This window comes from Labrenzia sp. C1B70 (assembly GCF_000475395.1).
Classification (GTDB): domain Bacteria; phylum Pseudomonadota; class Alphaproteobacteria; order Rhizobiales; family Stappiaceae; genus Roseibium; species Roseibium algicola.
Genome location: NZ_AXCE01000003.1, coordinates 277,745 through 304,562, shown reverse-complemented (window position 1 = coordinate 304,562; position 26,818 = coordinate 277,745). Strand labels below are relative to the sequence as shown.

General features: G+C 59.3%; 19 protein-coding genes. 16 read left to right on the top strand and 3 right to left on the bottom strand.

Annotated features, from left to right (window positions below):
• Positions 1-32 precede the first annotated feature (32 nt).
• The gene (locus Q666_RS38230) at positions 33-1,193 is read right to left on the bottom strand and encodes an isochorismate synthase (RefSeq protein WP_286133852.1); all 1,161 of its coding nucleotides are present in this window, start codon (positions 1,191-1,193) and stop codon (positions 33-35) included.
• Between the two features lie 101 nt (positions 1,194-1,294).
• On the opposite strand from Q666_RS38230, the gene Q666_RS38225 reads away from it, so the two are divergent.
• The 3 genes from Q666_RS38225 to Q666_RS38215 all read left to right on the top strand — a co-directional run bounded on the left by Q666_RS38225 (position 1,295) and on the right by Q666_RS38215 (position 7,522).
• Positions 1,295-2,953 carry a condensation domain-containing protein gene (locus Q666_RS38225; RefSeq protein WP_023001544.1) on the top strand — a complete coding sequence of 553 codons (1,659 nt, stop codon included), beginning with the start codon at positions 1,295-1,297 and terminating at the stop codon, positions 2,951-2,953.
• 16 nt (positions 2,954-2,969) lie between these two features.
• Positions 2,970-6,059: an AMP-binding protein gene (locus Q666_RS38220; protein ID WP_152533268.1), complete on the top strand. Its 3,090-nt coding sequence runs from the start codon at positions 2,970-2,972 to the stop codon at positions 6,057-6,059.
• A gap of 77 nt (positions 6,060-6,136) precedes the next feature.
• Entirely contained in the window at positions 6,137-7,522 is a 1,386-nt protein-coding gene (locus Q666_RS38215; protein ID WP_023001542.1) for a condensation domain-containing protein, read from the top strand.
• Between the two features lie 89 nt (positions 7,523-7,611).
• Here Q666_RS38215 and Q666_RS38210 read toward each other — a convergent pair whose 3' ends face one another.
• Positions 7,612-8,631: a LacI family DNA-binding transcriptional regulator gene (locus tag Q666_RS38210; protein ID WP_031269559.1), complete on the bottom strand. Its 1,020-nt coding sequence runs from the start codon at positions 8,629-8,631 to the stop codon at positions 7,612-7,614.
• 140 nt (positions 8,632-8,771) lie between these two features.
• Between Q666_RS38210 and Q666_RS38205 the strand changes: the two genes are divergently transcribed.
• The 11 genes from Q666_RS38205 (at position 8,772) to Q666_RS38160 (ending at position 17,930) form a co-directional block, all read left to right on the top strand.
• Complete coding sequence (locus tag Q666_RS38205) at positions 8,772-9,803, top strand: Gfo/Idh/MocA family oxidoreductase (protein ID WP_023001540.1); 1,032 nt, start codon at positions 8,772-8,774, stop codon at positions 9,801-9,803.
• A 17-nt stretch (positions 9,804-9,820) separates the two neighbouring features.
• Positions 9,821-10,753 carry a sugar phosphate isomerase/epimerase gene (locus Q666_RS38200; protein WP_023001539.1) on the top strand — a complete coding sequence of 311 codons (933 nt, stop codon included), beginning with the start codon at positions 9,821-9,823 and terminating at the stop codon, positions 10,751-10,753.
• A gap of 47 nt (positions 10,754-10,800) precedes the next feature.
• Positions 10,801-12,009, top strand: a complete 1,209-nt coding sequence (locus Q666_RS38195; protein ID WP_031269557.1) for a sugar ABC transporter substrate-binding protein — start codon at positions 10,801-10,803, stop codon at positions 12,007-12,009.
• A gap of 115 nt (positions 12,010-12,124) precedes the next feature.
• Positions 12,125-13,027 (top strand): sugar ABC transporter permease, encoded by a 903-nt coding sequence (locus Q666_RS38190; protein ID WP_023001537.1) that lies wholly within the window; start codon positions 12,125-12,127, stop codon positions 13,025-13,027.
• A gap of 11 nt (positions 13,028-13,038) precedes the next feature.
• Positions 13,039-13,854, top strand: coding sequence for a carbohydrate ABC transporter permease (locus Q666_RS38185; RefSeq protein WP_023001536.1), 816 nt, complete (start codon positions 13,039-13,041; stop codon positions 13,852-13,854).
• Entirely contained in the window at positions 13,851-14,927 is a 1,077-nt protein-coding gene (gene ugpC, locus Q666_RS38180) for a sn-glycerol-3-phosphate ABC transporter ATP-binding protein UgpC (protein ID WP_023001535.1), read from the top strand. Before Q666_RS38185 ends, ugpC begins: the two co-directional genes overlap by 4 nt.
• A gap of 580 nt (positions 14,928-15,507) precedes the next feature.
• Entirely contained in the window at positions 15,508-16,125 is a 618-nt protein-coding gene (locus tag Q666_RS38175; protein ID WP_035907839.1) for a DsbA family oxidoreductase, read from the top strand.
• Positions 16,126-16,189: 64 nt separating this feature from the next.
• On the top strand, positions 16,190-16,510 hold the full coding sequence (locus tag Q666_RS38170) for a multidrug efflux SMR transporter (protein WP_023001532.1): 321 nt from the start codon (positions 16,190-16,192) through the stop codon (positions 16,508-16,510).
• Positions 16,511-16,566: 56 nt separating this feature from the next.
• Complete coding sequence (locus tag Q666_RS38165; RefSeq protein ID WP_353607752.1) at positions 16,567-16,941, top strand: multidrug efflux SMR transporter; 375 nt, start codon at positions 16,567-16,569, stop codon at positions 16,939-16,941.
• The gene (locus Q666_RS0132820) at positions 16,941-17,429 is read left to right on the top strand and encodes a nucleoside deaminase (RefSeq protein ID WP_031269554.1); all 489 of its coding nucleotides are present in this window, start codon (positions 16,941-16,943) and stop codon (positions 17,427-17,429) included. The genes Q666_RS38165 and Q666_RS0132820 overlap by 1 nt, the downstream gene beginning before the upstream one ends.
• 81 nt (positions 17,430-17,510) lie before the next feature.
• Positions 17,511-17,930, top strand: a complete 420-nt coding sequence (locus Q666_RS38160; protein WP_031269552.1) for a MarR family transcriptional regulator — start codon at positions 17,511-17,513, stop codon at positions 17,928-17,930.
• 38 nt (positions 17,931-17,968) lie between these two features.
• Here Q666_RS38160 and Q666_RS38155 read toward each other — a convergent pair whose 3' ends face one another.
• Complete coding sequence (locus Q666_RS38155) at positions 17,969-24,685, bottom strand: autotransporter outer membrane beta-barrel domain-containing protein (RefSeq protein ID WP_023001527.1); 6,717 nt, start codon at positions 24,683-24,685, stop codon at positions 17,969-17,971.
• 204 nt (positions 24,686-24,889) lie between these two features.
• On the opposite strand from Q666_RS38155, the gene Q666_RS38150 reads away from it, so the two are divergent.
• Both Q666_RS38150 and Q666_RS38145 read left to right on the top strand, forming a co-directional pair.
• A complete protein-coding gene (locus tag Q666_RS38150; protein WP_023001526.1) occupies positions 24,890-26,032 on the top strand; it encodes a histidine kinase in 1,143 nt (380 codons plus the stop codon).
• Entirely contained in the window at positions 26,020-26,766 is a 747-nt protein-coding gene (locus Q666_RS38145; RefSeq protein WP_023001525.1) for a LytTR family DNA-binding domain-containing protein, read from the top strand. The genes Q666_RS38150 and Q666_RS38145 overlap by 13 nt, the downstream gene beginning before the upstream one ends.
• Positions 26,767-26,818: the final 52 nt, after the last annotated feature.

Genomic DNA, 26,818 nt, shown 5'->3' with positions numbered 1-26,818 from the left:
GGAAAACCTGATTGTTTGGTAAGGTCAGGGGCTCAGGCGGCGAGGCCGCAAGCCTTGAGCATGGTGCCCAGTTTGGTTTGGACTTCGGCCCATTCGCAGTCCGGTTGAGAGGCCTCAACGATGCCGGCACCTGCGAAAAGCCGCACTACGTCACGCTCAACGATGCCGCAGCGGATGGTGATGGCCCATTCGCCGTTCCCCTGGGCATCGCACCAGCCTACAATTCCGGTGAAAAGCCCGCGCTCGAAGGGTTCGACAAACCGGATGAGACGGTGAGCCAGCTCGGTTGGATATCCGCAGACAGCAGGCGTCGGATGCAGGAGGCATGCAAGCTGCAACACGGTCATCGACGGGTCGTTCAGCTGTCCCTCGATCCTGGTGGACAAATGCCACAAAGCCGCTGTGCCAAGAAGCGACGGCTGATCCGGCACATCGATCTGTGAGCAATAGGGTTGCAGCAAACGGTGAATGTCCTCCACGACCAGCCTGTGCTCATAGCGATCCTTTTCGGAGCGAAGCAATTCAGTGCCGGCGTCCTTGTCGGCGGCGAGTTCGGGCAGGCGCCTGGTCGACCCCGCTAGTGGGTTTGACGTGAACGAGCGGCCGCTCTTGCGAATGAGCAATTCCGGACTGACGCCGATCAGCTCGCTGCCATCCGGAAGTGGCACCTGGAACTGATAGCCGTCGGTGTTCTGGGCTCGCAGGCTTGTCATGAGCCGCTCGACATCGACAGGCTCTGCAAATTGCAGTTCCCGTATGACCGAAAGGACGGCCTTGCGGACATCACTGTGCTGGAAGTTGACGATGGCGTGTTGGACGGCCCGTTTGAAGCCGGCCTCATCCGGATAACTCCGCTGTGCGAGCAGCTCCGGCATGATGCGTTTGGAGACGGCGCCTCCGTTCGTCTCCTTGCAGGTGCGCCATTCATGGCGTTCAGGCACGTAGAGGCAGGACACCTCACCGAGATCGAACGGAATGGCACCAACGACAATCGGGTTTTCCTGGCCAGCATTGCGGGCGCGTTCCAAGGCTGCGCCAACCGTGGCTTGAAACAGGTCTCCCGAAGTTTTTCCGGACCGGGCCGGGACGGCAATCCGCTCACGAATTCCGTCTGCATGCAGTTCGTTTCCGCCTGAAGTGAACAGAAATTTTCGCTTGGGATCAGGCTGGATGGCCACGTCTTCGTGACGCATCACTCTCGCTCCGGTTGCCATGGAGCATCTCCTATATGAATGGTTGACCTGCTTCAATACTTGAGTATGATACTCATGTTTTGTCAACACCAAAAGTCGCAATGAAAAATCTTACACCCATGCAGGCCGCTTACTGGACCGGGCGCGAAGCCAAGGGCTTCCTCGGAAATGTATCAGCTCATCTTTATGTGGAATTCGATGGCAGCAACATCGATCCGATCCGCCTGGAAGGCGCGGTTCGCAAACTCTATGAGACGCATGCCATGCTTTGCATGCAAATCACGGCGGATGGCCGGCAAGTCATTGGAAAAACAGAAGAAAGCCTGTCTTTCGAGGTTGAGGACCTGAGCCCTCTCAAGCCGCAAGCACTCGCCCATCGACTGGCGGAAAAGCGGGAAAGCTGGACCAGTCGATCGCTGGACCTTGCCAGCGGTGAGACGTCCGCATTCGGACTTAGCCTTCTACCCGATGGTGCCAGCCGCTTGCATGTCGACACGGATATGGCGGCGATCGATCCGCCGAGTTTCTGCCTCCTCATGGAGGACCTTGCCCGGTACTACGAAAAGCCGTCATTGCCGGCCGAACCCGGGGAAAGCAGCTTTTTCGACTGGCTGGACGCCAAAGCCGATGATGCCGATTTGCACAGGCGTCAGCAGGAAGACAAGCGCTGGTGGCAAGAGCGTCTGGATGACATGCCGCCGGCTCCCGATCTGCCGGTCGTTGCCGCTGGCCAACGGGTCAAAAGCGGGAGGCTCGCCGCCTATCTGTCGCCTGCTGAACGCAGGTCACTGGAAGAGACCGCGCGCCGGCTGCGCGTGACGGTGTCGGCGTTGATGCTGGGGTTGTTCGCCGCCGTTGTGGGTGGGGCCACCGGCAGCGGCCGTTTTCGTCTCAACGTGCCGATGTTCTGGCGTGCTCCTTACACCGCTGGTGTCGAGCGGCTTGTCGGAGACTTTTCCAACACCCTTATTCTGGCGGTCGATCTACGGCCCAGGGAGACCTACGAAGACGTCTGCAAATCTCTGGCCGGCAGAATGCTGGACCTGCTCGCCCATTCTGCCTATCCGGGTGTCAGCGTGATGCGTGATCTGTCGCGCCATCAACGGTCCCTGCAGTCTGCTCCCATCGTGTTTACCTCCGGCCTCGGTCTGCCAGCGGGAGGCCTCTTCTCCGAACGTGTCCGCCAGGTTTTCGGATCGATGAACTGGGCCGTGTCACAAGGGCCGCAAGTTGCCCTGGATGCCCAAGTTGCGGAACTGGACGGCGGTATCCTGGTCAACTGGGATATCCGCTATGATGCACTGCCCGAAGCCTGGGTCGATGCCGCGTTCAAGAGCTATGAGCGGCTCGCGAGGAAAGTTGCGGCCGACCCGCGGTCACTTGGCGAACAGGCAGTTTGCAACGTCATGACGTGCGGCTCTGCAAGACGGCCCGCCACATACACCGAAGACATGCTTCTGGAACTGTTGAACCGGCTGGCGCCGGGCAGGGTGACTGGTAGTGATGCTGACATGCATCTCCCTATCCGGGATTTCGGACTGGGCGAGGGCGATCTTGCGGACTTCGTCACCTTTCTCAATCGTTACATTCCGTCTGCAGCCATTGCACCGGAGGACATTGGTCCTGCGAGCACAACCGCCGCCCTGGCATCCCTGATCAACGATCGCTCCGGCAAGGCGTCGGACAGCATCGCACGAGCTTTTCTGCAGGCGGTTGGCGCAAGTAGCCGGATTTCGCTTGCAGCTCAACCTGCCGAATAGATCCGCTGGAGACATCATGACATCCGAACTGACGTCGCTGCAGCGCGCGTACCTCCTTGGCAGAAGCGAATATGTGCCTCTCGGCGGCGTCGCGATGCAGGAGTTTCGCGAGTATCGCGGTCGCTTCAACCTCGCTCTTCTGGAGCGCCGGCTGCTCCATCTGGCGGAGCGATATGACAGCCTGCGGACGGTTGTCGATGGCCAAAGCCAATCGAGACACGTCCTGGCAACGCCGCAGGTCGATTTCCTCCGCATCGATCTGTCCGACCAGACGCCGGAAAGTGCTGAGCAAAAGATCGCCGAGTTGAAGCAGGGGTTTACCCATGAGCTGTTCGATCTGACTGCACCGCCCTGGCGGGTCGTCGCGTTCCAGTTGCCCGAAACGGCCGGCAAGACCGGAGATGACTGTGCAATCTTCTTCCGGTTCGATGCGCTGATCCTGGACGGTTTTTCCATAGCTGCGCTGATGGTTGAACTGTTCGAGGATCGACAGATCGAATCCGCGGCAAGCTTGCCTGTTCCTTCTGCCATACAGCCGATCAAGAGCCAGAACGAGGCTGATGCAAACTACTGGAGGGCCAAGCTCGGGTCTTACGAAGGCGCGCCGAAGCTTCTCTGGGCGAAATCTCTGCAGACCATTGGAACCTCTCGCTACGTGCGCGCCGGTTTGACGATCGATGCAGCACGATTCCGCAAGCTCACGCGCATGGGGGCAAAGGCGGGCCTCTTTCGCAATACGGTGCTGTCAGCCGTGATCCTGGAAGTTCTATCGTACTGGTTGAGCGAAGGGAGCCTTCATGTCGGCGTACCGGCGGCCCCGCGAACGGAAGGGGGCTACCAAAACGGATCGACGTTCTTTGCCGTCGCTTGGGACGGGCAGGGAACAGACGATTTTGTTGCCAGGGCAAGGGCCTTGCAGGACGACGTTCTGGAGGGGCTGGATCACCTGTCGTTTTCCGGCGTCGACATCAGCCGGTTCCTGATGGATCTCGGAGGCGGTGCAAGTGGTGTCGCCCTGCCGGTTGTCCTCACGAACGGGCTGTCCTGGCCAGTGCTCTCGTCCGATGCGCACGTTCGCCTGCATGACGGCCTGACACAGACACCGCAGGTCGCATTGGACATTCGCCTGGGTGCGTTGGCCGACGGAGGCCTGGCGATCGATATCGATCATGCCGTCGAAGCTATCGAGCGCACCGTCGTTGATGACATTCTGGCAGCAATCGACAGGGCCGTGACCGCCATCTGCGAAAGCGATGAGCTTCAGGTCGAAGCGCGAAACGTGCTGGATTTCGACCACTATCGGTTCAACATGCCGGAGGAGACTTATGCCGCCTGCGGGTTCCTGAGGCGCATTGCCGACAACATGTTTTCAGCACCGCCGGAAAACGACGCGCTTGTCTGCGGTGCCCGTCGGGTCTCCTATGCAGAGCTCGGCAGGGGCGTGCACAAGGTGCTGGCGTCTCTCGCGGCCCGAAACCTTCAAAAGGGAAATGTTGCGGTTCTTGCGCTGCCGCGTTCTCCTGAACAGACGATGGTGACGCTGGCCTGTGCGCTGCGTGGGGTAACCTGGGTTCCCGTGGATGCTTCTGCCCCAGAAGAGCGCAGAAAATTTCTCTGCGACAATTGCAAGCCAGACCTTATCGTCGGAACGCAGCCGATTGAGGGCTACGACGTCGTTTCTGCCGAGACGCTGCTGCAGGGAGAACCGTCCGGCGACGTATTTGACTTCATGCCGCCGCTTCAGGAGCTCTCGTCCAGTCCGGAGGACGCGTACTATCTTTATACGTCAGGCACGACCGGGAAACCGAAATGCGTCGTGCTGTCCAACCGATCGACCGACAACGTCATCGGCAGCACCAATGCGGAGTGGGAAATCACTTCAGATGACATCTTCATTTCAGTCAGTCCATTGCATCACGACATGTCTGTCTACGAGGTCTTCGGGTGTCTGACCGCTGGCGGAACGCTGGTTCAACCCGCTGAGGGCGAGGAGAAGGATGCCGTTCGGTGGAACCAGCTGATTGACGCGCACGGCGTAACGATCTGGTCGTCTGTTCCGACAATCTTCGAGATGTTGCTTTCCTGCCGTCAAGAGCCGGAACTTGCCAAGCTGCGCCTGATCAACCAGGGCGGTGACTACCTCAAACCGGCGGTGATCGCAGATGTAAGGCGCAGCAACCCGGCTATCCGACTGAGTTCAATCGGCGGACCGACCGAAACCACGATCTGGAGTATCTGGCACAGGATCTGTCCGGAAGATACAGGCAACATACCTTATGGCCGCCCGCTGCCGGCAAACCGGTATTTCGTGCTCAACAAAAAAGGCGAGCACTGCCCTGTCGGTGTTGTTGGCCGTATCCATTCTTCGGGCGTGAACACGGCGCTCGGATATTTGGAAGGCGGCGAGTTGCGGCAGCATGACTTCGTCATGATCCGGGATGAGCACGGAGAGCCGGTTCGTGCATTCCGGTCTGGAGACCGGGGGCGATACAGGCGCGACGGACTGATCCTGTTCGACAGCCGCGTTCAGGGCTACGTCAAGGTGCGCGGCGTCCGCATTTCCATGCCTGACGTCGAGAATGAACTTGTGAAACACCCTGACGTCGCCCGCGTTCTACTAACGGATCTTGGAGACGAACGCCGTGGGGAAACCGAATTGGGTGCCCTTTATGAACCGGTTCCAGGAAGCGGACTTTCCGATGCGGACCTTCGGAATTTTGCAAGACAGCACCTGCAGGAAACCCACGTTCCGGCTTACTTTTTAAAGGTGGATAGCATTCCGCTGTCTGCCAATGGAAAACCGGATCGAAGGGCTGCAAGGCAATTGTTTGCAGATTTCCCTTCCAGGCAACCGGTGCCGCGAAGGAAAACATCCTCGGCAAACCGGCGGCTTGTCGACATCTATCTGGAGGTCGTCGGCTGCGGATCAACGTCAGCCGTAAATGGGGCTACCGACTTCCTGTCGATGGGGCTGTTACCGTCGCATCTCAAGACGATCGCTCAGCGCATCTCCGACGAATTCGGCGTCGCTCTGCTGCCAAAGCAACTTCTCATGTGCCGAAACGCGAACCAGGTGGAGGAACTCGTTTCCCGAGAGCTGCCTTGATTGGCCTCAAGACGTTCCGTTTTCCAACCTTGCGAATAATTCAATCGTCATTTGAAATCGAAAAAGGAGTTTAGTTCATGCCGGACATCGGTCCAACCGGTGAGATGCCGCTGACACTGCCACAGCTCGATTTCTGGGAAGAATTCACCTTTCATCCCGACCAGCCCGTGTCGACGGTCGCGCATTACATCGAGCTTGAAGGCGACATTGACGAGCTAGCGTTGACCAGGGCGATCACACGCACCATCCGCGAGGCCGAGATCCTTTCGGCACGGTTTCGGGTGAGCCCGGATGGTGGAGCGCCGGTTCAGGTCTGTGATCCGGAATTTCTGCCCGCGCTTGAACAGGTGGACTTGCGCCAGGAAGCCGAGCCACTGGAAGTTGCCAGAAAGCGGATGGAAACCGATCTGGCCGCAAAGCTGGATTTGCGGCGCGATAAACTGTCGGCGCATGCGCTTTACCGCGTCGGGGAGAGAAACTACCTCTGGTACATCCGCGCTCACCATATCATCGTCGATGGCTATGGTCTGGCGCTGATCGAACAGCGCTGTGCCGAGCTGTACAATCATTATCGCGGCCAGGGCGATGCCGGTCTGCCATTCCATCCGCTGGCAAGTTTTCTGTCTGAAGAGGCTCGATATCAGGAGAGCCGGCAGTGGAACGACGACAAGGCGTTCTGGTCGGACTATTTCGCAAGATCCTCCGACATCGAAGTTCTGGAGCGGGGAGATGAAGACTATGGTGGCCCCGGGTATCACGCTCAGATTTCTCTAACTTCGGAGTTCACGCGAAACCTGCAGGCAACCGCTGCGACGGTTGAAATTGGCTGGCCGGATCTCCTGACACTGCTCTGCGGTCTCTATCTTCTGCGCGAACGGGCCGGTCGGCAGATGCCGCCCGAGAATGCGTTGACCCTTTGGCTTCCATTCATGAGCCGGTGGGGCAGTGTGGGGGCGCATTTGCCGGCGCTGCTGGTCAACATTCTGCCGTTCCGGATGGAGGTGAACAGAACCGACACCCTGGCAGATTTTCTGAAAGGCTCGGCCGCTGAGCTGAAACGCCAAAGGCGATACAGCCGCTACCGTATCGAGCAGATTTCACAGGACCAGGGGCTGACAGAAGGCAGCCGCTACTTCTTCTCTCCCCTGATCAACGTGCTGCCTTTCAATGCACCGGCTTTCACCGGTTGCAGATCTCGCCGCCACATTCTTGGCAGTGGCCCCGCTGACGGCTTCAATCTCACTTTCCGAGGGGAGGATGACGCAAGCAACCTGACCCTGTGCCTGGACGTCGATCCCAGCATGATGAGCTCACAGGCTTTCAGCGAGCACGAAAAGAAACTGCCGTCATTCCTGTCAGGTGCACTTCAACCGAAATGGCTGACACGACCGGTCGGCGATGCCCTTGGAACGACCTGCTCGTCGGCTCTGTTTGACGCAGCTGTACAGCGATTTCCGATGTAGTGACGCGTCATCAGGGACTGACTGCCTTTGGGAGGGGAGGGCAGCGTCCGCTGAAAAACAAGTGGCAAGCCGGTCGGATACGAGTTGGACTACCGGCCAGGTGGGGGCGCGAAACTCTCTGTTATGGCCATCGTGGCAGGCCAGACAATCCTGGTCTTGTGGCTGTTGTCGCGCAGCACGTGCAGAACTTCCCTCGCGATTGTTCGCCCGAGCTGCTCCAGATCGATCTCGAATGCCGTTACCGGCGGGTTGAGGAAGCGAAGGAGCTTGCTTCTGCGGAGTGTTGCAACCGACAGGTCCTTGCCCGGTGAGAGCCCGGCTTCCTGAAGGGCCGAGTAAACGCCAAAGGCCATCAGTTCGTAGTTCAGCAGCAGCGCGGTCGCCCGGTTGGGCATTTCCAGGATCTGGCGGGTCACCTGATTGCCGCCAGACTCGCTGACTTCACACTCGAAGATCAGACCGGGATCGAATTCCAGCCCCGTTTCGGCAACTGCGTTTTCATAGGCTTCGCGCAACACACTGGCGATGTTGGATCGGGTCGGCGGCACGGTAATGGCAATGCGTTTGTGTCCGAGGGCCACCAGCTTGCGGATTGTCTGATCGACATATCCTTCGAAATCGAGATCGATCCAGGGGTGCTGGTCTTCCAGGCGTGACCGTCCGAGTGTCAGGAACGGGAGCCGTGACTTGAGCAGGAACTCGATCCGCGGATCGTTCTTCATGGTCGCGGTTACAACAATGGCATCCGCCGTGCCGCGCGCGATCACGCGTTTCAGAAACTCCGTCGGATCATTGGCGGAATGGCAAGGCAGGATGATGAGATCATAGCTCTGGTCGTCGAGTTCGGCCTGCATGGCGTCAATCACGCGCATGAAGAAGTTGTCGCCGCTCCTGAGTTCCGACTGCCCGGTTTCAAGCATGAAGGCGATTGTCTGCGTTGTTCCACGACGCAGCGAACGGCCCGAAGCGTTCGCACTGTAGCCGAGTTCAACTGCGGCATTGAGCACGCGCTCTCGGGTCTTTGCGTTTACATCCGGCTTGTCGTTCAGCGCTCGCGAAACGGTTCCGATAGAGATCCCAAGATGTTGCGCGAGGTCTTTTATGTTCAAGGACAGGGGCTCCTGAAAAGATTTCCGAAAACGTTTACGAAACTTCTTGACACAAAGTTCCATCGTAATCTAGCGTCGTAAACGTTTACGGAGCCCGGAAAGACGAAAGGTCACAACCGCGCCCGATGGGAGGAAATCACATGCAGACCGCCGTCATGGTGGGGTGCGGAGCCATGTCCGAGGGCTGGCTACGTGCACTTCAGGACATCAACTCTTCCGGCAAGCGGGTCGAGATTGTCGGCTTTGTCGACCTTGACACGGACCTTGCGCAAAAACGTGCTCAGACCTCCGGCTTCGGCAACGCAGAGGCCGGAAACGATCTGACGGAACTGCTGTCCAGGCTGAAGCCAGACCTCCTGTTCGATATCGTCGTGCCATCCGCCCGCAACGAGGTGGTGACCCAGGGCTTTGCTGCCGGCTGCGATGTGCTTTCCGAAAAACCGATGGCGAACTCGCTGGATGAGGCAAAAGCGCTGCTCGACGTGCGACGGGATCAGGGCAGGTTGCATGCCGTGATTCAGAACCGCCGGTTTCTGCCCGGCATCCGGCGTGCAAAACAGTTTCTGGACCAGGGTGGCATTGGGCGGATTGCGGAGGTCCATTGCGACTTCTTCATCGCACCGCATTTCGGTGGGTTCCGGGAGGAGATGGATCATGTGCTGTTGCACGACATGGCAATCCACACTTTCGACGCGGCCCGTTTCGTCGCCGGGCTGGAACCGCGCCGGGTCTTCTGTCACGAGAGCAATCCGTCCCATTCCTGGTACCGCCACGGAGCCAGTGCCGCCGCCATCTTCGACTGCCATGACAATGTGACCATGACCTATCGCGGTTCGTGGTGTGCGGAAGGTGCGCGCACGGACTGGGAAGCCTCCTGGCGGATCATCGGATCGCGCGGAACTCTTTTGTGGGACGGCAACGAAGGCTTCCGAGCCGAAATCGTGAAATCGGCCGAAGGCTTTCTGTATCCGCTGGAAGAGGTCGAGGTGCCCGAATTGCCCGCATCGCTGGAGGCCACCGGTCATGCAGGCGTCATTGCCGATTTCCTGGACGCGCGCGAGACCGGCAGGGCCGCTCTCACGGATTCCGCCGACAACATCCGCTCACTCGCCATGACATTTGCTGCAATCCGGAGCGCCGAGGAAGAGCGCTTCGTCGAGATAGATATCTGACCCGAGGACATTCATTCATGAGCAATCCTGCAAAATCCATTCGCATCGGAACGATGATCGCCGCCACGGGCGGAGACGCTGCGAAGCGAATCGATGAAATCGCCGATCTCGGGTTTGAAAGCTTCGAGCCGTTCTTCTGGCAGACGACCAACGGGCAGGACCTGGCCGAGCTCGGCAAACGCTGTGTCGAGGCGATCGGCGACCGGGACATCACCATCTCGACCCTGGGCATGTTCGGGAACCCGCTGGAAGATCAGCCGCTGGACCGGGACACCCTGCAGGGATGGAAGGACTGTATCGATAACGCCCATCACTTCGGCGCCACTTGCGTCGCCGGCTTTACCGGCAGGATCCGTGGCAAGCCCCTGGAAGACAGCCTGCCCAAATACAGGGAAGTCTGGTCAGAGCTTGCAAGGCGCGCCGCCGACAAGGGTGTCAGGATCGCTTTTGAGAATTGCGCCATGGACGGGAACTGGCAGACCGGCGATTGGAACATCGCCCATAATCCGGATGCCTGGGAACTGATGTTCAACGAAACGACGGACGACAATCTCGGCCTGGAATGGGAGCCTTGCCACCAGCTTGTCTATCTGATCGATCCGCTGCCGCAGATCCGCAAGTGGGCCGACAAGATCTTTCACGTGCACGGCAAGGACGCCACGGTCCGTCATGATGTCATCCGGGAACACGGCATTTTCGGAAAACATCCGTTCGTCTTCATGCGTACGCCGGGTTTTGGCGATAGCAACTGGACAGACATCATCAGCGAGCTGCGTCTTGCGGGTTATTCAGGCTCCATCGACATCGAGGGCTGGCACGACCCGGTCTATCGCGACGAGCTCGAAATGACCGGCCAGGTGCATGCGCTCAACCATCTGAAAACCAGCCGGGGCGGTGCCTTCATACCGGGAACCGGCAAATACGAAGGCGGCGATCCCTCACTGACCTAGGGCAACGCCGTCCGTCATTCATGTCGCATACAGGGAGGAGACCCAACATGGACTTGAAATCAATAGCATTGGCAACATCCGGGCTGATCGCGCTGGCTTCAACCGCCGTTGCCGATCCGGTCGAGCTGGATCTGTGGACCATCGACGACCCGGGCGAATATCACTACGTCATGGCCGACGAGTTCATGGCCAAGCATCCCGACATCAAGATCAACGTGCGGACCGTCCAGTTCGAGGACATGGTCAACGACCTCGCACGCGGCGTGGCGACGGGCGATGCTCCCGACATCACGTACATCGACAATCCGGAAGTAGCGCTGTTTGCTTCTCGCGGACTGTTGCTCGATTTGAAACCCTATATCGAGCAGTCCGATATCGTGAATGCCGACGACATCTTCCCGGGGCCGTTGTCATCGGTCAGCTACGAGGGCGGCATCTATGGCATCCCGCGTGGGGCGAATACGATCGCTCTCTATTACAATGCCGACATGTACCGGGCGGCCGGGCTCGACCCCGACAACCCGCCACGCACCTGGGACGAGCTCTACAAAGCCGCCAAGGCGCTGACCAAGCCGGAAGAGAATATCTACGGCCTCGCTTTTTCTGCGGTTGCGACCGAAGAGGGCACTTTCCAGTTTTTGCCCTGGCTGCAGATGACCGGTGGGGATTACGACAACGTCGACACGGACGGGGCGGTACGAGCACTTTCACTCTGGAAGAAAATCCTCGACGAAGGACTGGCCTCGCCGGACACGCTCATTCGCGGTCAGTGGGACAGCACCGGTACTTTCAATGCCGGGACCGCCGCAATGTCGATCTCGGGACCCTGGGAACTGCCCCGAATGAGCTCGGAAGCCAAGTTCGATTTCAGGGCTGCGCTCCTGCCTGCACCGGACGAGGGAGCGGACCGTGCCTCGGCGCTGGGGGAGGGCGACAACGTCATTCTGGCCAGCACCGACAATCCGGATGAAGCCTTCCTGTTCCTGGAGTTTCTCTATGACAACATGGACCGCGTCTGGAATGAATTCGGCTACCTGCCGGCTTCCAAGGTCGAGGTGAAGGATCCCAAGTATCCGGAAATCTATGCGGTCTTCGAAGAATCGATGAAATATGCCCGCAACCGCGGACCTCATCCGCAGTGGCCGCGCATCAGCAAGGCGATCCAGACCGCAATCCAGTCGACACTGACCGGTCAGGCAACGCCTGAAGATGCTCTCGCTGCCGCGCAGACCAGCATCGACAAGGTCCTGAAGTAGGGTCTGTTCAGGCGGGGTTTTGCGATGTTCGCCCTGCCTTGGGGTGTGTGCTCGCGAGCCGTCCGACCGGACGGGAGCGCACACCCTTTTTCATCCGCCATGGAGGAGGAGACGGATGCTCAACTTTACCAGACCGTTCCGGGACGGGGCCGGTTTCGACACGATCCTCGTGACGCTGGCACTCGGGTACCTGGTTCTGTTTTCGGGTTTTCCGCTCGTTTACAACCTCGTCATGTCGTTTCAGGAAGTGGACTTGTTTTCACTCGGATCCTTCGACAGGCCCTATGTCGGTCTCGACAATTACGTTGATGTACTGTCACGTCCCGAGGCCTGGGGCATCTTCCTCAACACCGTGAAATTCGTCGGCATCTCGGTCGCAGCGCAATTGTCCATCGGATTTGCCCTGGCAATGTTCTTTCAGCAGAATTTTCCGGGAAGCACCTGGCTGCGCGGTTTGTTCCTGGCAGGCTGGATCATGCCGGCTCTTGTTGTCGGCGCTGTCTGGAGCTGGATCCTTGCAGGGGATTTTGGCGTTCTCAACCATGTCCTGTTGTCTCTCGGCCTGACCGGTGAGCGTATCTTCTGGCTGTCCGACCCGAACGTGGCCCTTTATTCGGTCATCCTCGCCAACATCTGGCTTGGTGTTCCGTTCAACATGATCCTGTTGTCCGTCGGTCTGGCGGGAATTCCGGAGGATATCTACGAAGCCGCCGAAATGGACGGTGCGAATGCCATCCAGCGGTTTTTCACCATCACCTTGCCAATGATGCGCGCCCAGCTCGGAGCGGTGATCTCACTGGGCGTCATTTTCACCCTTCAGCAGTTCGACCTGTTTGCAGCCCTCACGCAGGGCGGTCCGTCGAATGCTTCCAATGTCTTCCAGTACTGGAGCTGGCAATTGTCATTTCAGTACTACGAGATTGGCGTCGGTTCGGTGATTTCGGTTCTGATGATCCTGTTCGTGATTTTCGTTGCCGCGGTCTACGTGCGGTCCACGCGCCACGAACAGCTAGCTTGAGGCGTCGAGCGATGATGAAAAAATATGGCCTGACCGCGATCGCGCTCTGTCTGGTGAGCTTCTATCTCTTCCCACTTTACTGGATGTACATCACGGCCCTGAAAAGCGGCACGGAAATCTTTGCCAATCCACCGACGTTCTGGCCGGAAAATCCGCAATGGATGGTTGGCGAAGTCTGGACGCGCCTGAAGATGGACGTCTACCTCTGGAACTCGCTTCTGATTGCCTCGGGGGTGACGATTATCGTCGCCATTTGCGGCACGGGTTGTGCCTACGTTCTCTCTCGCATCCGCAACCGCTGGATGGACGTGGTGCTCTTCATCGTTCTGATGATGCAGGTCTTGCCATCTTCCCTGATGATCACGCCGATTTTCGTTGCCTTCAACCAGGTTGGCCTCAACGAGGTACCAAGAACATCGGTGATACTGGCGCAGGCGGCGAAGGTTCTGCCGCTCTATATCGTGCTGTGCCGCGCAACCTTTCTGCAGGTTCCAAGGGAGCTGGAAGAAGCCGCGCTGGTCGACGGCAACTCGCGGATCGGTGCGTTCCTGTCCATCATCGTCCCTCTTGCAAGAAACGGCATTCTGGTGACGTCGGTGCTCATCTTCCTGCAGTCCTTCGGGGAATATGTCTATTCGCGCTCCCTGATCACGCAGCGGGCGCTACAGCCGGCGACCGTCGGACTGCAATCCTTCATGGGCCCCAACACGTCCGACTGGTCCGGTGTGATGACCTACTCCGCGATCTACGTGACGCCGGTTCTCATCATATTTGTGTTGCTGCAACGCCAGATCGTCAGCGGCCTGACCTCCGGAGCCCTCAAATGAGCTATCAGATCGAGCTGGAAAACATCCAGAAATACTACGGCGCCTATCACGCGCTCCGCGACGTCTGCCTGCAGATCCCCAAGGGACAATTCGTTGCCCTGGTCGGGCCTTCGGGATGCGGCAAGTCCACCTTGTTGCGCACCATCGCCGGACTGGAAAAAATCACCAGCGGCACGATGCGGATCGCAGGGGATGTGGTCAATGATAAGGCTCCACGCGAGCGGGACCTGGCGATGGTGTTCCAGTCCTATGCCCTTTATCCGCACATGACCGTTCGCCAGAATCTGACCTATTCCATGCGGCTCCGGAGACGCCCCAAGTCCGAAATCGACAAGGCGGTGGAGGAAATTGCCCGCGTGACCGGGTTGGGCGAACTTCTCGACAGATATCCGCGGCAACTCTCCGGTGGGCAGCGCCAGCGCGTTGCCATGGGCCGGGCCATCATCCGCAACCCGAAGGCGTTCCTGTTCGACGAACCGCTTTCCAATCTGGATGCGGCCCTCCGGGTGCACATGCGCTCCGAAATCCGGCAACTTCACAATCGCCTCGGTGCGACGTCCGTCTATGTGACCCACGACCAGATCGAGGCGATGACAATGGCCGACCAGGTGGTGGTCATGAGAAGCGGGGTAATCGAACAGAAAGGCGCGCCGCTCGACCTTTACGACAGGCCAGTGAACAAGTTCGTTGCGGGATTTATCGGCTCCCCGGCGATGAATTTTGTCGATGGCGTCGTAGCGGAGGGGGGCAAGAGTGTTGGTCTTGCTCTTCCCGGGACACCGGAGATCGCATTTGAAGGACTGCAACTGCCTGGTCAGAAGGTAACGGTCGGACTGCGGCCGGAACACCTGATGGTGGGGCAGGGGGATACCGGAAATGAAATGACGCTTCCGGTATCGCTCGTCGAGAGAACGGGGGCAGTCTCCTACGTGCTCACCGACACGGATCCCGGGCTCCTGATTACTGCTCCGGTTCGTGTTGAAGATGGCGTTCGGTCGGTCTCCGTTTCGATCAAACCGGAACACATCCACCTGTTTGACAGGGAAACCTGCAACGCCCTCTTGCATACGTGATAGCCCAGCCGTCCAATTGAGTGTCTGCGGATCGGAAACTCCTGGCAAAGGGGCTCCTGTCCGCTGGCGACCGTCGTGAAAATCGATGTTGCGGCGGCTGGGAAAATGATCATTTAAACAGATCATTCTGATAGAAATTATATCACTTAAATAAAACGTTCGATCGGTGCTACTTCAGGGCCACCCATTGACCTGAAGTGTTGCAGCGTTAATGACCCGGCTAAATTGCTCTTCCATTCCTTTTGCGCTCCCAATGAGGGATGGCGCCGCCGCAGGGCTCTGGCCTTGCGGGCATTTCCGTTGCGCTGTTTGCCCCGCGGATTGAGCCTTTGAGCAAAATCCCTTTGTAACAACGTTAGGCGAACCACCGCGACTGCGAAACCTCTCAAGGGTTACCAGTCTCACCATGGCCTTTTGGCAGTGCCGCACGGTCGCTCCTTGAGGTTTTGGCAGCGGCAACAAGAAGAGACCTTTTCACTCGTAAGGCAAAAATAAACATGCATGCGCATGCAAATATATTGACGATCGCAAGGCTCTACCTATATTGCATGCACATACAAATAAAATGAAAGCCTACCTGATGAGTGCCGTTACAGTTTACACCGACTACGTCTGTCCCTTTTGCCTGCTCGCAGAACAGGTCGTGACGACGGCGATCGGTGACAGGAAGATCCCGATATCCTGGCGAGCCCATGAATTGCGGCCCGACCCGGTGCCAACGCTGAAACCCGAGGATCCTTACCTTCCGGCGATCTGGAATCGGTCGATTTATCCGCTTGCGGAAAGCCTTCAGGTGCCAATCAAGCTGCCGTCGATTTCGCCTCAGCCACGCACCAACAAGGCTTTCGAGCTTCTGGCCCTGGCACAGGATCAGGGGTTGGATCATCCGTATTCGATGCGGATATTGCGCGCCTTCTTCCAGGAAGATCGCGACATCGGCGATCCCGAGGTTCTTGTCGCATTGGCTGCGGAAGCGGGGATCGATCCGGATGAAGCCAGGCAGGCTCTCGAAACCGGGGCCTATCGCGAACGTCACCGTGAAGCACTGCGCCACGCCCGCGAAGACATGGCGATCACGTCGGTTCCCACGATCGTGGTCGGGGATCAGATTTTCCGGGGAGTGCCCCCGCTGGACGAGTTGCTTCAGGCAATCGACCGGTTGGAAAGCGCCCCCGGCAATAGCGGCCGCTCCCGTTAATCGACGCGGCCAGGTCTAAAGGCATCCGCCTTCACACACTCTCAATCTACGAAAGGAACATGCAATGAGTTGGGTTTATCTCGGAATCGCCGTGATCTTTGAGATCGCGGTCGCAATAAGTGCCGGAAATGCAAAAGGGTTCACACGGTTCGGGTGGACCGCCGCAACCCTCGTGAGCGGCGCTATCGCCACCTTCTTCCTGAGCCTTGCGCTCCTCACCTTCGATGTCGGTGTCGGGTACGCAATCTGGACCTCCGTCTCCGGTGTCGGGATCGTCGTCCTGGGGGCGCTGTTCTTTGGTCAGCAGCTCAACTGGAAGAAAGGCCTCGGCATTGCCTTCGTCATCGGCGGCGTTGTCGGCCTGCGCCTGAGTGGTGCTGCCTGAGCACCTGAAACACGAAATATCTCTTCCAATTCTCTTCTGATCAAAAGGAACAGCAAATCATGGATACGCTCCAGAAAACCCAGGGCAATGGCGGTGCATGGGGCATGCTGATGCTCGCCAGCGCGTTCGAAATCGGCTATGCGCTCAGCGTCGGCGGCAGTCAGGCCTTCACCATTCCGAGCTGGTCGATTGCCGCCGTCGTTTTCTTCCTGCTCACTCTTTACTTCCTCAGTGCCGCGCTGCGAACCATCGACGTGGGGATCGGCTATGCGGTGTGGGCAGGGATCGGCTCGGTCGGGGCTGCCGTCTTCGGTAGCTTCTTGCTCGACCAGCCGTTGACACTGATCCAGGCAGTCTGGCTGGCTGTCATTATCGTAGGTGTCGTCTGGCTGAAGCTGGCCGACAGCCCGAAGCTTGCGGCGACAGCCTGATGGGGACGGATCGTTCAGAACGCCTTGACCAGCTCATGGAGGAGGCCGTGGCCTTCTCCGTGGATCATGTCCACAAAGGCGGCATTCCCTTCACCGCTCTTGTCGTTGACGGAAATGGCACAGTAATCGGGCGCGGTGTCAACCGCGTTCGGGATCATCATGATCCGACCGCGCATGCGGAAGTCGACGCGATCCGCGACGCTTGCCGCACGCTTAAAACTCCACATCTGCATGGGGCCATTCTGCTTGCGTCAGGTGAACCTTGCGCGATGTGTTACATGAGCGCGCTTTATGCAGGCATCGCGCAGGTGTTCTTTGCCGCCGATCGTGATGAAGTGGCAAGGCACGGCTTTGATTATCGAGGTTCCTATGGGCTGTTTGCCAGTGATCCGTTGGCCTGGCAGTCGCCTCGCGTGGCCAAGCTGGCCGTTCCCAAAGCCATGCGGCCTTTCCAGAACTTTGCCGCGATGAGCCGCATTTCCGACTAATGGCAGTTACTTGTTTCTGCGCTTGCATGAGCATACAAATGATCTGCGCAAGCGCAGAACACTCAAAGGCCCAGATTGATCATGTCCAATAGCAGTGGTTCGTGGCTCAGGTTGATCCACGCGGTCGCCAACGTCGAAGCAGACCTCGCAAAAGTCCTGCAAGACCGGCATGGCCTTGGTCTGTCGGATTATCGCGCACTCGAGATCCTCTCCAAATCGCCCACGTCCGAATTGCGCATGCAGGAACTGGCCGCCCATCTGCAGCTGAACCAGAGTTCCGTATCACGCATGGTCGAGCGTCTGGAGCGGGGTGGCTTCACGGTTCGTGATCTTTGTCCGGACGACAAGCGCGGTGTCTACACCGTTCTCACCGACAAGGGACGTGCACATTTTGAAACCGCGCAACCGGATTACGAGAACGCACTGGAAAATGCCCTCAAGGAGCACGGCGGTGCCGAGTTGCTGCTTGCACGATTTGGAAATGCGGAAGACGTGGTCTGATTGGCCATTTGCGGTTGCGTTGCCGATCAACGGCAAACTTAAAACGGAATGCTGAGCCTGAGAGAGCCGCTGTTGGTGGCCAGATTTTCGGAGAACCGGCCATTGTATTCCAGGCGCAGGTCGACCCCTTCAATGGATGTGAGCTGAAGGCCGGCCCCGATCGAGGCAAACAGATCCTCATGTTCGAGAGACGTCTTGAACGACCCGGTTCCCCCGGCGCGGTTGGTGAAGCGTGCATCTGTTTCCCATTGGTCACTGGACAGGAACGACACACCGAGTTTTCCATATACACGCAGGTCCTTGCCGTCCTTGTAGCGCAGGCGGCTTCCGATCTCGATAGAAGGCGTTGCGGCAAAATTCCAGTGGCCGGTGGAGTCGAATTCAAGTCCGTAATCACCGCTTTCCCGGTAGTCGCCGACCCTGGAGTAGATAGCGTCGAAGTCGACATAAGGTTTAACGTAGACGTTGGTTGCCGCGAAGGTGCGTGCGATCCGTGCTCTGACGGAGCCAGCCAGCACATCGGGAGAGCTGGAGATCGTCTCGGAAAGATCGGAGATCGACAGGTTACGGTCGAACCTGGTCGCTCCGTAACTGCCAGCGGCAGCGGCCGAAAGGGTCCAGGCCCCTATCTCCCGCTTCAGGCTTGCCCCGAGATACCCCGCCTTGCCGTCTCCTTTCACGGTTCCGGAGGCCTGTGAAATCCATGTTTGCTGAAATGCAGCAGCGCCACCGATGAACCAGCCGGGCGCTATTTCCCGTTGTCCTCCCAGCTGGTAGGTCAACGCATTAGCGTTATAGCTCGGTGAATTGCCGATGGCTGAGCGATGGCCTGTTCCGCCGGTTGCGCGTGCCCAGCCACAGGAGCCTTCGGTTATGCCTGCGCCATCGCCTTCGAAGACAGGACAACTCATCAGGCTGTCGCCGAAGGACAGCATTTCGAAGGTCTGTTCGACGACGGCAGCAAGCCCGGTGCGCGGCAGAAGCTGGTTCAGGGTGTCTGCATAGCTTCCGGATTGATTGTCGACCTCGTCGGCAATGGCCCCGAACAGTGTTCCGAAAATGTTGTTGCCGCCGCGATCCCAGATATTCTGCAGGTTTTCCGCAACGGCCTTCTGATCCCGGTTTAGTTTCACCTTGCCGTTGGGGGTAAAGTCGGCGCCGGTTACCTGGAAATAATAGTCGGAGCCTTCCGGACTGAACAGGTAATCGAAGATGAGAGAGTCCTGCGGGGTGAGGGTGCCTGTAACAGACCCGCCGACCGACAGAACTTTCGTCTTCCTGTCCGGAAGAAGGCTGATGGTCTTGAGACCGAGTGTGCCTGCAAGCGTCGCCTCGCCGCGTACTTCCAGCCAATCGGAATTGAAATTGTTCAGGTCGATGTCCGCGACCAGAAACCCTTGTGCGCTCTGCGTGAAATTACCGGTAATCACTGTCTTGCCGGGGTCGCGTGCGCGCCCCAATACAAAGCGGCCGTTGTTGACCACATTTGCATCGTACAGATAGCCGTCAGCAAGGGTGTTGGGGGAATTGTTGGTGACTGTACCGGCGCTGCCGCCGTCGGCATTGGTGAGGACGACATCCCCGTAAAGAGACGCAGTGTCGTTGACGGTTACATTGAGGATTGCCCCGTCAGCCGTCGTGCCCGTTCCGGTATACCAGACCGCATAGGAGCCGGTGTCGTCGGTGCCGTTGCGCGATGCGCCCGACTGGACAATGGCATTGTCGTTCAGAACCAGCGTGTTGTTGAGCCCGTTGGAGACCCTGATGGCCGCGGCATCCGTATCCGTGCCCCCCTGGACGTTGCCTTGTCCGTCAACCGTGATCCCGATTGTGCCGTTGCCGTCTGCGCCCTGGCTTTGTGCAAAGACGCCCGACGAACGCGATCCGGAAGCATAGACCTGACTTGCGATTTCCAGATCGATAGCGCCCGCGGTCCCCGTGCTGTCTGTTGACATGAGGCCAGCCACGCCTCCGTTGCCGGTTCCGGATATACCGCCGCCGCCACCGATGGACTGGGCGATAATACCGATGGACTCGTCACCCGTGACGGTGATCGGCGCGTCGATATCCAGTGTGATCTGGCCACCATTGCCGCTGGCGCCGCCGGAGGTCAGGTTCGCGGTGGCGTTGGTCATGGAACCGCCGGTCGCGTCGCCCGCCAATCCACCGCCACCACCGATGGATTGTGCCACGAGGCCGAAAGCGCCGTCGCCGCGGGTCTGGATGCCGGCGCCTCCGGTCAGCTGGAACGTCACCGCGTCACCGTTGCCTGCCGCACCGCCCGTGCCGCCGATTGCCAGATCAAGCCCACCTTCTACGCTACCGGTGACGCCATAACCACCGCCGCCGCCGATGGACTGGAGCAGAACGCCATGAGAGCGGTTGCCGTAGGTGGCAATCGTCGTGTCCATTGCCAGATCGATTGTGCCGCCATTGCCGGCCACACCGCCAGAACCGCCAACAGAGACGCTCAGCTCGCTACCGTCGACACGGGTTGTCTCCGCACTGCTGCCGACCCCGCCGGTGCCGCCACCACCGCCGATCGATTGGGCAACCAGGGCAGCAGCATCATTGCCGCTGGTGGTGATCGTTACCGCGCTGGTGTCATAGGTGTGAACCTGGCCGCCATCGCCGCCTGCACCGCCTGTGCCGCCGCCGTCGCCACCGATTGCCAGTGTGCCGGTCTGGTTGTCCGAGCCGTCGCCACCCTGGCCGCCACCGCCACCGATGGACTGCATCGTCATGCCGGTAGCTGCAAAACCGGCCGTGTTGATGAAATTGCTGTCACCGTCTACCAGCCAGACGGCGACTTCACCGCCGTCCCCGCCAGAGCCGCCCCTGCCGCCGACTGCAAGTTGGATCGAGGCGCTGACTTCGCTGCCGCTGGCCGTGGACGAGCCGCCCTGGCCGCCGCCGCCGCCAATTGATTGCAGGACGACCCCGTCCGCCCAGGCACCTTGCGTGATGATCTGGCCATCATGGTAGTATTTGACCTGATTGCCGTCCCCGCCGGACCCGCCGCCACCACCGACATCGACCGTGAACGAATAGGACGCTCCAGAATCCGACAGGCGCTTGATCTGTTTCTTCAAGGCCCCAATGGCGTCGAGAACCTTGTGAGACGACGCGTCATTGCCGAGCGATCCGCCGATACCACCGCCGCCGCCGATGGATTGCAGCACGACACCGTCCGAGTCGCCGCCGAAGGTTTCGATGCGGCCGTATTGTTCGGCGTAGATGGTACCGCCGTTGCCGCCGCTTCCACCAATGGCTCCAACACCCAGGGACATGCTGCCGGAGACGCTGCTGGCGCCAACGCCAAGGTAGACGGTGCCACCCTGCGAATTGCCGCCACCTCCACCGATGGACTGCCCGACCAGACCCTTGGAGCCCGATCCCTGCGTCTGGACCGTGTAGCCGGCAAAGTTATGGATCTCGACGGAGGAGCCGTCACCGCCCGAACCACCCTGGCCACCCAGGGAAATCTTCGCTTCCAGCGAAGCGATACCGCCTTGCGAATAGGCGTTGCTGTTGCCCAGGCCACCGTTACCGCCACCGCCGCCAATCGATTGGGCCAGAACGCCATGGGCACCGTCACCAAAAGTGAAAAGCGTGCTTTCCGGGGCCAGACTCGTGAGTTTCGTTGCGGTGGTGCTGCCTGAATTGGAAGACGAGCCGTAGGTTCCCAAGGTTACGTTGACTTCCCCGCCATTGCCGCCACCGGATGTCGTAAACGCATAATCCATATTGAAGTCGCTCAGGACATTGCCGGTGCCGCCCCCCAGAGCAACGGTAGCGGTGGATTCCACAGTGTCCTTGTCGCCAAGCGTGGCTGTCAGCGCGGACGCATCGCCGCCGTTGCCGCCGCCGCCGCCAACCGATTGAGCAAGGATCCCGTGAGAGGCGTCGCCGATTGTCGTGAGCCTGGAGGGTTGGTCATAGGTGACGGTCACGTCGCCGCCGGCTCCCGCATTGCCGCCGTTGCCTCCAACGGTTGCCACATAGTTGAAGGCGAGGGGAACGCCGGTGCCGGTTGGAGCGGCAACCAGAAAATCGCCGGCGGATGTCGAGCCGCCATTGCCGCCACCACCACCGATGGACTGGGCCAGAATGCCGGTGGCATTGTTGGGGGCGTATTTGGAGGTGGAAGACGCGGAAAGTCCGGTGGCGATGGTGCCGCTTGAAAGATCGATTGTGACGTCGTCCCCGTCGCCTCCGTCGCCGCCGCTGCCGCCGAGGACAAAGGCTGCGTTGAAGCCGACGGTCGCGTCAAAGTAATTGGCGCTGCCGCCCGTGCCCCCACCACCACCGATGGACTGTGCGACGACAGCTGTCGACTGTGCGCCGGAGGTCGCGGCGTAAAACTGGTTCTGGGTCAGGGAAACGGTTCCCCCGTCACCGCCATCGCCGCCGCTGCCACCCATCTGGAAGGCGAGGAACGAAAGGACGCTGAAATTCTTGACGCTGCCGCCGTTGCCGCCGCCGCCGCCGATGGACTGGGCGATCAGCCCCGGTGCGAATACGCCGGTTGTGGTGATGTGCGCGTTGCCGTTGCTTGTGGCAGCCAGAAGTGAGGGAAGGTCGGAGTAAACGCATCCGCCGGTGTTGTCGACGCAGACCTCGCCGCCGTCACCACCGAGGTCGGCGGAACCGCCGACGCCGATGGAGGCGATGGTCGACAGGGTTTGCACGCTGCCGCCGTTGCCGCCACCGCCGCCAACAGACTGGAAGATGGCTCCAGGAGAATAGCCGCCGGAGGTGACGATGGTTCCGATGTTCGGAATGGCGACCGTTCCGCCAGTTCCGCCCGCTGAGCCCTGGCCGCCTACGCCGACAGTGCCGGTGGCATCGCCACCCGAGCCACCGCCACCGCCAATCGATTGCGCAAGGATTCCGGTAGAGGAGTCGCCTTTGGTCGTGACCTTCTGCGTATTCGAAACGCCGACGTAACTTCCGTTGGACGTTGTCGATCCGGCAGCGCTGCCACCAACGCTGACAAACCCGCTGGAAGATCCCGCGGCTCCGCCGCCACCGCCAATGGACTGGGCGATGATGCCGAGCGAGTTGAAGCCACTGGTCGTGATGTCCGCGCTTGAGTTGACCGTTACGGTACCGGCTGCGCCTCCACCGGCGCCATCGCCGCCCAGTCCAACCAGGGTTGAGGCATCGATCCCGCCGGTTCCGCCACTTCCTGCGATCGACTGCGCGACGACACCGAAGGCATGGTCAGCTGCCGTTGAGACCGTCGCGCTGCCAAGCGAAAGGGTGACGTTTCCGGCATCGCCGCCATTGCCGCCGTTGCCGCTCTGACCGCCGAGAACACTCTGAAAATCGCTCCCCGTTCCGCCGCCGCCGCCGATGGAGTGCAGCGCGATGGCTGCGGAAAAAGCGCCGCTTGTCTCAATACTGGTATCGCCTGAGACAGTGACGGAAACCGCGCCGGCATCGCCGCCGAAACCGCCGCCGCCACCGGTGCCGGCGAGAGCCGTGCCGTCGCCGCCGTCTCCGCCTTCACCGCCGATACTCTGTGCCAGCACGCCGTACACATTAGCGCCACTTGTCTCGATGGATTTTCCGTCTTGAAGAGATACCGACACGGATCCTGCCGTACCGCCATCGCCGCCGCTATGATCCTTGGTGGGGCCGGTGCCACCCTTGCCGCCGAGGCTTTTTGCGCCGATTGCTGCGCTCGGTTCGTAGCTGCCGCCGGTAACATCGAGGACGAGCCTGGCTGAGTTGGTGATCGAGACGTTGCCGCTGTTGCCGCCATCGCCGCCGTCGTCGCTGTTGTCAGTCGAGGCGGTCCCGGCGCCGCCTTCGCTTAACCCATAGAGAACGAACAGGCCGTCGCCCCCAGTCGTGGTGACATCCCAGTAGATGTCGCCGTTCATGGCGTTGTTGATCGTGACTGTTCCACCAGCACCGGCATTGCCGTTGTTATCGCCGCCTCTGCCGCCAAAGGATCTGGCGATGAATCCGCCGCCTTCTCCAAGCCCCTGAAAACGGTTGCTGCTCGAACCGACGGTGAAGCTGCTCGGGGCGGTGTTGTTGACGGTGACGCTGCCGCCGTCACCGCCCTTGCCGCCATATTGGTCGGACAGGACGCTGTTGTTCTGGTTGCCTCCTGTTCCGCCGTTGCTTTCGGCAACGAAAATAGCAAATCCGAAATTGGCGTAACCAATGGCGGTATAGCTTGCAAGGCCGTTGTTGGTAACCTGCACCGAGCCACCGTTGCCGCCTGCGCCGCCGTTCGAATTGTTATCTCCGTTGGATTGATCGCCTTCGCCGCCGCTGGATTGGGCGAAGATGCCCATTGCAAATTGGCTGACTTCCGACACGCTGATATCGATATTTGACTGATTGACGATTGTAACTGTTCCGCCAGCGCCGGCTGCGCCGGAGTCCTCGCCTGCCGACCCTCTGGACTCGACATACCAGTTTGCATAGATGCCCTTGCTGGTCGGGATAACCATATTCTGCTGGGCGTAATTCTGGATCGTGATGCCAGGGGCCTGGGCGCCAGCGGATGCACCCGTTGCGGTCAGATCGACGTAACTGACATCCGTGCCGGTATTGAAGGTGCAAACCCACGGGTCGCCGGAATCGTCACACAGGGAATCCGCCAGGGCGGGGGATGAAAGGCACAGGCTCGCAACGGATGCGGTGGACAACAGCAGCGATTTCACGCGAATGTTTTTTCTGACCGAAGGACGGGAGACCTGGTCTTTTCCTTCGGTTGTAAGGCCGAGGCCCATTTTCTTATCCCTGAAACAATTGGCTTAAAAAGTTTTGAGACGGAACTTTTTGCTCTTCCTCGTCAGGAATAACTATGGTTGCAGGGCAGCGGGTTTCACTGCAAATTCGATGAACCAGCTGAAATCATCGATGAAATTGTGGGCCGTGCCGCAGGAGCGGTCCTATATTGAAAGTTACCTTTCCAGTACGAGATTGCTTGTAACATGCTTTCAGATGAAGCCGTTCCGGCGACGACACGCAGGACTGTCTCCACTCCAGAAGAAGACGTCCGCGTGCACGCCGTCAGTAAGTCTCATCACGAGGAGCGCCTGCAGCCAGAGACCGAGCATCTCTTCTGGAAAGTTCAGATCGGCGGCTGGTTGTTCATAGCCGTTTATGGCTTTTTCGCCCGGGTGGTGACGTTCTCCGACTTCCGGCTTGCGTTCACGTTGACCCTTTCGATGGACCTGGTCGGCTTTCTGCTGACGAGCGCAGCGCATCACTATGTTCTCCGGAACGTCCAGCGGCTGATCACGATTCCGGTGTTCCTGGGGGCGGCGGCGTTTTCGCTCGCGTGTGGCACCTTGCAGATGTATCTAGCCTGGTATCTGCGCGACTTGATTTTTCCTGAAGCCCTGCCCTTCAACACGCCTCTGACGCCGGTCGTTTATTACACTTCGGTTCTGCTGGGCTGGATGCTGGCCTATTTCTGCCTGAGGTCCGATTACGAGGCGCGGATCGCGCGGTTGCGGCGCAGCGAGGCGCTTGCGGAGGCCATGCGTTCCGAACTGGAACAGCTGCGGCTGCAACTGGCGCCTCACTTCCTGTTCAATGCGCTCAATTCCGTCGCTTCGGAAATTCACGAGCGACCCGACACCGCGCTTGAAATGGTGAGGGAAATTGCAGGTTACCTGCGCTATTGCCTGAACCAGCAGCGTCGGGACCTCTGTCCGCTGTCGGAAGAAGTGGAGGCGATGAACGCCTATCTGCGCATCCAGGAAATCCGGTTTGAAGACAAGCTACAATGCACCGTCAGCGTCGATGAAACCGTCAGGGACATGATCGTTCCCCACATGATTCTGCAGGGGCTCGTGGAAAATGCGGTCAAGCACGGGTTAAAGCATCAGTCGAACCGTATCGACATTCACGTCTCTGTCAGCCGTCTCGGCAAGGATGAGGTCGAGGTTTCGGTCACTAACTCAGGGAAGATTTCGGAAACGGACCCGACACGGAAATCGATCGGTCACGCTAACCTCAGAAAACGCCTGCAGCTCTACTATCCGGAAATGCACGAGTTCAGCCTGCGTGAGGGGCAAGGCATGGTCGTTGCCCGCATCTTGCTGAAAGGTCCGGCATGCTCCGTGTAGTTCTGGTTGACGACGAACCTTCCGCCAGGCGCGGTCTCAGGCGAATGCTTGCCGAATTTCCCGACATTGCTGTGAGTGGTGAAGCGGGGGACCTCGAGTCTGCCCGGCAAGTGATGCATGAGGTCCGCCCGGATGCGGTTTTCCTTGATGTGGAACTGACCAACGGCAAGGGTCTTGACCTTGCAACGGACCTGCCGCCCGAAACCTTCGTGATCGTCGTCAGTGCATACGATCTATACGCGATCGACGCCTTTGATGTAGCCGCACTCGATTTCCTTGTGAAACCGGTCAAGCCCGAGCGGCTGGAAACAGCGATTGGTCGTCTGCGAGAAAGACTGCCGCCGGTCCCGTCCACTCCGGATAACAATGTGTCCCCAACCTTGGTCACAGCGCAGGGTCGTCTTCAATTCAAGACCAGTTCAGCGTCGATCCTGGTGTCCCACGATGCAGTTGCCTTTCTGCGGGCGGAAGGGGACTATACCCGCGTCTATCTGGAAAACGGTCAGCAACACCTCGCCAATGGCCTCCTGCGCGTTTTCGAAACCAGGCTTCCAGCACCGCCTTTTCACCGGCTGGATCGTTCCACTATCGTGAACTGCGCACAGATCCAGCGCGTCAATTGGCACGCTAGCGGACGCAGCAGCATTCATTTCTCGAATGGGAACAATGTCGTTGAAATTGGGCGCCCAGCATCAAGGAGATTGCGCTCCATTTTGCAGCTGAGTGGAGGCTGAAAAACCGGCAATTGGCGTCCTGGCTCTGGTCGCTGTTGCCAATCTTGGAACG

Bases quoted from the DNA above. Each gene is read 5' to 3' on its own strand.
- Q666_RS38220 (WP_152533268.1), top strand. From the start codon at position 2,970: ATGACATCCGAACTGACGTCGCTGCAGCGCGCGTACCTCCTTGGCAGA.
- ugpC (WP_023001535.1), top strand. From the start codon at position 13,851: ATGAGCTATCAGATCGAGCTGGAAAACATCCAGAAATACTACGGCGCC.
- Q666_RS38155 (WP_023001527.1), bottom strand. From the start codon at position 24,685: ATGGGCCTCGGCCTTACAACCGAAGGAAAAGACCAGGTCTCCCGTCCT.
- Q666_RS38160 (WP_031269552.1), top strand. From the start codon at position 17,511: ATGTCCAATAGCAGTGGTTCGTGGCTCAGGTTGATCCACGCGGTCGCC.
- Q666_RS0132820 (WP_031269554.1), top strand. From the start codon at position 16,941: ATGGGGACGGATCGTTCAGAACGCCTTGACCAGCTCATGGAGGAGGCC.
- Q666_RS38215 (WP_023001542.1), top strand. From the start codon at position 6,137: ATGCCGGACATCGGTCCAACCGGTGAGATGCCGCTGACACTGCCACAG.
- Q666_RS38150 (WP_023001526.1), top strand. From the start codon at position 24,890: ATGCTTTCAGATGAAGCCGTTCCGGCGACGACACGCAGGACTGTCTCC.
- Q666_RS38200 (WP_023001539.1), top strand. From the start codon at position 9,821: ATGAGCAATCCTGCAAAATCCATTCGCATCGGAACGATGATCGCCGCC.
- Q666_RS38170 (WP_023001532.1), top strand. From the start codon at position 16,190: ATGAGTTGGGTTTATCTCGGAATCGCCGTGATCTTTGAGATCGCGGTC.
- Q666_RS38175 (WP_035907839.1), top strand. From the start codon at position 15,508: ATGAGTGCCGTTACAGTTTACACCGACTACGTCTGTCCCTTTTGCCTG.
- Q666_RS38230 (WP_286133852.1), bottom strand. From the start codon at position 1,193: ATGCGTCACGAAGACGTGGCCATCCAGCCTGATCCCAAGCGAAAATTT.
- Q666_RS38195 (WP_031269557.1), top strand. From the start codon at position 10,801: ATGGACTTGAAATCAATAGCATTGGCAACATCCGGGCTGATCGCGCTG.
- Q666_RS38145 (WP_023001525.1), top strand. From the start codon at position 26,020: ATGCTCCGTGTAGTTCTGGTTGACGACGAACCTTCCGCCAGGCGCGGT.
- Q666_RS38185 (WP_023001536.1), top strand. From the start codon at position 13,039: ATGATGAAAAAATATGGCCTGACCGCGATCGCGCTCTGTCTGGTGAGC.
- Q666_RS38225 (WP_023001544.1), top strand. From the start codon at position 1,295: ATGAAAAATCTTACACCCATGCAGGCCGCTTACTGGACCGGGCGCGAA.
- Q666_RS38190 (WP_023001537.1), top strand. From the start codon at position 12,125: ATGCTCAACTTTACCAGACCGTTCCGGGACGGGGCCGGTTTCGACACG.
- Q666_RS38205 (WP_023001540.1), top strand. From the start codon at position 8,772: ATGCAGACCGCCGTCATGGTGGGGTGCGGAGCCATGTCCGAGGGCTGG.